Raw genomic sequence first — 6,212 nt, 5'->3', positions numbered from 1 at the left:
GGATCTTCACGGCCACGTGCCGGCCGAGCGACTGCTGCTCGGCGAGGTAGACGTCGGCCATCGCCCCGCGGCCGAGGAGGCGCAGGAGCCGATAGCCCCCCAGCCGACGGCCGGAAAGATCGTCGGATGACGGCGGGGAAGGCGGCGGGGAATCCATGTGGGGCTCTGGAGAGCGTCAGTATCGACGGCGGGCCGGGAGCGGGCAATGTCGCCGCTGCCCCCGCGACGGCGCCGGTGGCGGGCGTTTGACGACCGCCCGCTTCCACCGCGAGACTGTCGAACCCGGGAGGTGCCACGCCGGCACCTTCTCGCGCGGACCCCGACCTCCGGAGCGTTGCCCATGCCGCAGCCCAAGCCCTCCGCCGCCGTCCTGCAGAAGGCGGCGAAGGATCTCGACCTCGACAGCTTCGACTACGCGGTGCTCCTCGACACGAGCGAAGGGCCGATCCGGCTCACGCTCGACGCGAAGTCGGCCCCAGGGCACGTGCGCAATCTCGTCGCGCTGGCGGAAAACGGGTTTTACGACGGCGTGACGTTTCACCGGATCATCAAGGGGTTCATGATCCAGGGGGGCTGCCCGGAAGGCACGGGCACCGGCGGGCCGGGCTACAAGATCCCCGCCGAGTTCAACTCCACGCGTCACGAGCCGGGTGTGCTGTCGATGGCCCGGACGAGTGAGCCGAACACCGCGGGCAGCCAGTTCTTCATCTGCCTCGAGCGCGTCCCGCACCTCGACGGGCAGTACACGGCCTTCGGCAAGACGGCCGACGACGCCAGCCTCGCGGTCGTCAAGAAGATCGGCGAGGTGCGCACCGGAGCCCAGGATCGGCCGCTGACACCGGTGACGATCCGCAAGGCGACCGTCGAAAAGATCCCGAAAAAACGCTGAACGCCCCCGCGCGTCGGGCGTCGGGGCGGCCGCGTGGGGCTGCGTCGCTCACGGACGCCGCCGGCGCCGAAACACCGCGCGGAGGCCGAGCAGCGACAGTGCGATGCCGCCGGCGGCCTGCACCGCTGCCTCGCGGCCTTCCGGCGTGCGCAACTTGTCGACAAGCGCGCCGACGTCGGGAAGACGCGGCGACACCGTCTCCATCGGAACGCCGTCCGCCGCGACCGTCGGCGGTGCGACGGTCTCGTCGGTGGCAGCGCTGGCGACGGCGACCGACTCGGGGAGCGGCCCCGGATCGGCTTCGGCCCAGGCAGGACCGGCGGCAGCGGGCGCGGAGGCCAAACCGGCCGGATTCGCCGCGGGAAGCGGGGGTACCGGCCCCGGCAGCGGCGGGCCGAAGGGAGTGGGCATCGGGCTGGCCCCCGCCGAACCGACGCTCGCCAGGATCGCCCGGACGCGCGTCACGGCACTGCCGACGGTGCGGCCGTCGTTCTCACCGAAGAGGACGCCCGCCAGACGGCCGGAGGCATCGAGGATCGGTCCACCGGAGTCCCCCTGGCGCGCCGAAGCGACCAGCTCGACCAGCTCCCGCGGCTGGCCCGAGCCCGGTGAGAGGTACTGCATGCAGGGGCCGGACTGGGCGCGGAACGTGCCGCGGCCCCAGCCGGCGATCGTGAGGGGCGCACCGATCGCCGGGGGCGCGTCGGCGAGGATCACCGGGCTCGCGAGCGGGCGCCAGACGACGATCACGGCGAGATCCCAGGTCGGATCCTCGCGGAGGACCGTCCCGGCCGACTGAAAGCCGTCGGGAAACTGCACGAGCACCGCGGAGCGCGTGTCGCGGACGACGTGGTGGTTGGTGACGATCAGGCCGCGGGTGGCATCGACGTCGACGAGCACGCCGGAGCCGAGCGAGGTGGCGCCGCGCTCCGCCGCCACGATCCGCACCACGGCCGGATGGGGCGCCTGGCCGGAGGCGAGGTAATCAGCGAACACTTCCGGCTCGAATGGAGCTGGCCCTCTCTGCTGCGGCCACCATGGCCACCACTGGGCAGCCGCCGGCGCGGCCACCGCGAGCCAGAGTCCTGCCGCCACGACGCTGGCGAGGTGTGCCGCGTGCCGCACCGGTCGGTCTCCACGGCAACGCGACGGGGGTGTCAACGCCCGACGCCCCGCGACCGGCGCCGGCGTGTCTCCCGGTCGAGGATCCGCCGCAGCAGCTCGCGGCGCAGCCGGCGCCGCTCACGCTCCTGCTCCGTCGCCGAGGGGCGGTGCGTGTTCCCCGCATGTGTCACCATCGCGCCCTCCACCGCGCCGGCCGTCGCTCCCGATCAAGGTTGGTCGGCATTCCCCGGCCTCCGCCGCGGGAAAAAACTCCGGCGCCTGCCCGGGTGGCACGACCGGCACCACACGCGCCGTCGGCAGGGTCGATCAGCCGGCGCCGAGGGGAAACCCGGCCGCGGCGAGGGCGGCTGCCAGCGCATCGATCTGGGCCCGGTCGGCGGTCTCCACCGTGACCGCGACGCGGACGGAGAACACGTCGGGGCCGGAGAAGGTGCGGTCGTGGGCGATCTCGAGAACGCTGGCGCCGGCCTCGGCGATCACCGTCGCGAGCCGGGCGATCCCGCCGGGGCGGTCGGTGACCCGCGTCGTGAACCGCCACAGCCTGCCGTCGGCAGCCAGGCCGTGGTCGATCACCCTGCCGAGGATCGAGAGGTCGATGTTGCCGCCGCAGAGGAGGAGGACGACACGGCGGCCGCGGACATCAGGACAGCCCTCCGCCAGCAGCGCCGCCAACGCCGCCGCCCCCGCCCCCTCGACCACCAGTTTCTCGAGCTCCGCGAGGCGCAGCACCGCCAGGGCGAGGGCCTCCTCGCCGACGGTGACGACGTGGTCGATCAGCGGCGCCGCGATCGGAAAGGCGACGTCGCCGACGCGCCCCACCGCGAGGCCGTCGGCGAGCGTCGGCCGCACCGGCACCGCCACGGGACGGCCGGCGGCGAGCGACGCCGACAGGCTCGGCGCCGCGGCGGGCTCGACGGCGACGATGCGGATCGAAGGAGCGAGCGCCTTGGCGACCGTGGCTACGCCGGCGAGCAGGCCGGCACCGCCGGTGGGGACGACGATCACCTCGGCATCGGGAAGGTCTTCGAGCACTTCGAGGGCCATCGTCCCCTGGCCGGCGATCACGCGCGGATCGTCGAACCCATGGATCCGCTCGAGCCCGTCGGCGGCGGCGATCCGCACCGCCTCGGCCCGGGCCTCGTCGAACGAGTCGCCATGGAGGATCACCGTCGCTCCGAGGCGGCGGCAGGTCGCGACCTTCACCAGCGGGGCGAACCGCGGCATCACCACCGTCACCGGGATGCCGAGGAGACGCCCGTGCCAGGCGAGCCCGAGGGCGTGATTGCCGGCCGACGCGGCGACGACGCCACGGCGCCGGGCGGCGGGATCGAGAAGCACCAGGGCGTTGCGGGCACCGCGCTCCTTGAACGACCCGGTTCGCTGGAGGAGGTCGAGCTTGCAAAACACCGTCGCGCCGACCAACTCCGAGAGGGGCACGCTCACCGGGCAGGGGGAATGGTAGATCGCGCCGCTGATCCGCTCACGGGCGGCGCGGATGTCGGCCAGCGACACCGTCGCGGCGCCGCTCATCGGCTCACCGGCGCGGGGCGATGGAAGCCGCGGACGTCGACCCACTCCATCCCGGCAGCGCGGGCGGCGGCGATGCCCAGATCGCTGTCTTCCCAGACGACGCAGCGGCGAGGCTCGACTCCGAGCCGCCGGGCCGCCTCCAGGAACGGATCGGGGTCGGGCTTGTGGCGGGCAGTGTCCTCGCTGGCGACGAGATCGTCGAAGTCGTCGGCGAGGCCGATGTGGGCGAGGATTCTCCGGCAGACGGCGCGATGGCCGCCGGTGACCACCGCCATCGGCACGCGTCCCCGGCAACGGCGAACGACGGCGACGACCGGTTCGATCGGCTGCACGGCACCGAGGCCGGCGAGGAACGCCTCTTCCTTGCGGCGGGCCGCGGCGGTGATGTCGAGATCGACCCCCGCCTCGCGGGCCAGCGTGGCGACGATGTCGCGTGTCGGACGGCCGCCGAGAGCGTAGAACCGGCTCTCCGGAAACGCGATCCCGTGCGACGACGTGACCGCCAGCCACGCCCGGTAATGAGCCGGCATGGTGTCGGCGAGCGTGCCGTCACAGTCGAAGAGCAGGGCGTCGTATCGAGGACGGTGCCACATCGGCAGGACTCGGTGAAGTGAAGTTCCGCCCGGGGGCGCTGCGGGGCCGGGGTGCCATCGTGGCGCCCCGCCGGCGGCGTGTCCACGGCGGAACCGGCGTCGCCGCGTGGGGGGTCCGGGCCGACGACGACCGTACAGGTGGCAGGGGCGGTTTCCGGCCGCCGCGGCCCCGTCCGCCCCCGGTCAGGCCGCGCCTTGCTAGTCTTGGACCGGTTCCGCACCAGGCCCAAAGCCCGCTTCCCATGCAGACCCCCTTCCTCGGCATCCGCCAACGCCTGCTGCTCCTCGGCCTGGTGCCCGCGGCACTGATCCTCGGGGTCCTCGCCTGGCTGTCGGTCCGGCAGGTGCACGCGGTGCTGGTCGACATGGCCGGGCGGACGCTGGTCGCCCGCAGCCAGACGATCGCCGCCGGGATCGAGCGGGTCACCGTCGAGGCCGCGACCGCAGCGCGGACGGTCGCCCAGGCGGTGGAGGAGGCAGCCGCCGGAGACGCTGCCGCCCTCGGGGCGAGGCTCGCTCGCGACGTCCTCGTGGCCGAGCCCCGGTTCCTGGCGACGGCGGTCGCTCTCGTCGACGACGCGCCCGCGACGGGCCCCGCAGGGCCCGATGCCTCGGGCACGCGCTGGATCCGGAGCGACGGCCCCGACGCGACGATCGCGGCCGAGGCCTCCGACGGGGGAACGATCGCCGCCAGTCGCGCGCGGCATCTCGATCCGACATGCCCCGACAAGACCCTCGTCGCCGAACCGCGCCTGATCGGGGGACGGTTGGTGGTCGAGCATGTCCACCCGATCGTGCGTGCCGAGCGGTTCGCCGGGGCGGCGTCGGTCGAACGGTCACTCGCCGATCTGGAGGCCGAGTTGCAGCGGGTCCTCGAGCGCGAGGCTCCGTTCGCGACGGGGTCCCTCGGCGTCGGTGTCCCGGCCGGCGACATCCTCGTCTTCAGCAGCTCAGGTCGGGTGCTGGCATCGACGGCAACCGACGCGCGGCCCGACGGCGACCCGCGCGGCACGCTGGCGGAGACGCTCGGGCAACTCGACCTGTCGCCGGGCTCGTTCGTATCCTTCGTCGATGCCGATCACGGAGGCCGCCGCCTGGTGGCGAGCGCCCGGTCGGAGACCGCCGACTGGGAGGTCGTGTCGGTGTTTCCCGAACGGGCGATCCTCGCCCCGGCACGGGCGTCGCTCTTCGGTCTCGCGGCCCTGGCAGCGCCGGTGTTCGCGGTGCTGCTCCTCTTCCTGGCCTGGCTGGCGACCCGGTTCACGCGACGGGTCGATCAGGCGACCGCGATGGCCCGCCGCGTCGCCGCCGGCGACCTGACCGGCCAGCTCGATACCCGCGGAGGCGACGAATCAGGACAGTTGCTCCGCGACATCGGCCGGATGACCGGCAGCCTCCGCGGTCTGGTCAGCGAGGTGAAGCGGGCGGGGCACGAGCTCGACGACACCACGCGGAGCCTGTCGGCGGCGGGCGAACGCCAACGCCAGGCGATCCAGTCGCTCGGCTCGAGCACCAGCCAGGCCGCGGTCGCCAGCCGGCAGATCGCCGTCACCGGTCACGAGCTCCTCGGCACGATGAACGAAGTCGCCACGGTCGCTGCCGAGACGGCCCAGGTCGCCAGCGCCGGCAGGACCGACATCGCCGGCATCGGCGAGACGATGACCCGCCTCGAGGAATCGACCGCCGAGTTCACCGAGCGCCTCGCCCTGATCCGTGAACGGGCGGAGGACATCAACATGGTGATCACGACGATCACGAAAGTTGCCGACCAGACCAACCTCCTCTCGATCAACGCCGCCATCGAGGCAGAGAAGGCCGGGGAATATGGCCAGGGGTTCATCGTCGTGGCCCGCGAGATCCGCCGGCTGGCCGATCAGACCGCGGTGGCCACGCTCGACATCGAGCGGCTCGTCGCCCAGATGCAGGACGCGGTGAGCGCCGGCGTGGAGGAGATGGATCGGTTCGCGACCGACGTGAAGACGGGTGTCGGCCGGGTGTCGGCGATCAGTGGTCAATTCGTCGAAGTGATCGACAAGGTCCACGGGCTCTCGACACGCTTCGAATACGTCAATCAG

Annotated in this window: 6 protein-coding genes; 2 read left to right on the top strand and 4 right to left on the bottom strand. The window is 73.0% G+C overall.

Annotated features, from left to right (window positions below):
* A partial coding sequence (locus FJ309_16920; protein ID MBM3956256.1) for a serine/threonine protein kinase occupies positions 1 to 157 on the bottom strand: 157 nt, incomplete at its 3' end.
* 183 nt (positions 158 to 340) lie between these two features.
* Between FJ309_16920 and FJ309_16915 the strand changes: the two genes are divergently transcribed.
* The gene (locus FJ309_16915) at positions 341 to 889 is read left to right on the top strand and encodes a peptidylprolyl isomerase (GenBank protein ID MBM3956255.1); all 549 of its coding nucleotides are present in this window, start codon (positions 341 to 343) and stop codon (positions 887 to 889) included.
* Positions 890 to 937: 48 nt separating this feature from the next.
* On the opposite strand, the gene FJ309_16910 is transcribed toward FJ309_16915, so the two are convergent.
* The 3 genes from FJ309_16910 to FJ309_16900 form a co-directional block, all read right to left on the bottom strand.
* A complete protein-coding gene (locus FJ309_16910) occupies positions 938 to 2,050 on the bottom strand; it encodes a trypsin-like peptidase domain-containing protein (GenBank protein MBM3956254.1) in 1,113 nt (370 codons plus the stop codon).
* A gap of 270 nt (positions 2,051 to 2,320) precedes the next feature.
* Positions 2,321 to 3,544 (bottom strand): threonine ammonia-lyase, encoded by a 1,224-nt coding sequence (locus tag FJ309_16905; GenBank protein MBM3956253.1) that lies wholly within the window; start codon positions 3,542 to 3,544, stop codon positions 2,321 to 2,323.
* A complete protein-coding gene (locus FJ309_16900; protein MBM3956252.1) occupies positions 3,541 to 4,137 on the bottom strand; it encodes an HAD-IA family hydrolase in 597 nt (198 codons plus the stop codon). Before FJ309_16900 ends, FJ309_16905 begins: the two co-directional genes overlap by 4 nt.
* A gap of 242 nt (positions 4,138 to 4,379) precedes the next feature.
* Here FJ309_16900 and FJ309_16895 point away from each other — a divergent pair.
* Positions 4,380 to 6,212 (top strand): methyl-accepting chemotaxis protein (locus tag FJ309_16895; protein ID MBM3956251.1); only part of this gene is annotated, 1,833 nt, incomplete at its 3' end.

It is taken from the genome of Planctomycetota bacterium (assembly GCA_016872555.1).
Classification (GTDB): domain Bacteria; phylum Planctomycetota; class Planctomycetia; order Pirellulales; family UBA1268; genus F1-20-MAGs016.
Note: the sequence above shows the minus strand (reverse complement) of the source record. Positions and strands in the feature narration are given on the sequence as shown.

Coding starts and splice junctions, on each gene's coding strand:
- FJ309_16915 (MBM3956255.1), top strand. CDS start 341: ATGCCGCAGCCCAAGCCCTCCGCCGCCGTCCTGCAGAAGGCGGCGAAG.
- FJ309_16905 (MBM3956253.1), bottom strand. CDS start 3,544: ATGAGCGGCGCCGCGACGGTGTCGCTGGCCGACATCCGCGCCGCCCGT.
- FJ309_16900 (MBM3956252.1), bottom strand. CDS start 4,137: ATGTGGCACCGTCCTCGATACGACGCCCTGCTCTTCGACTGTGACGGC.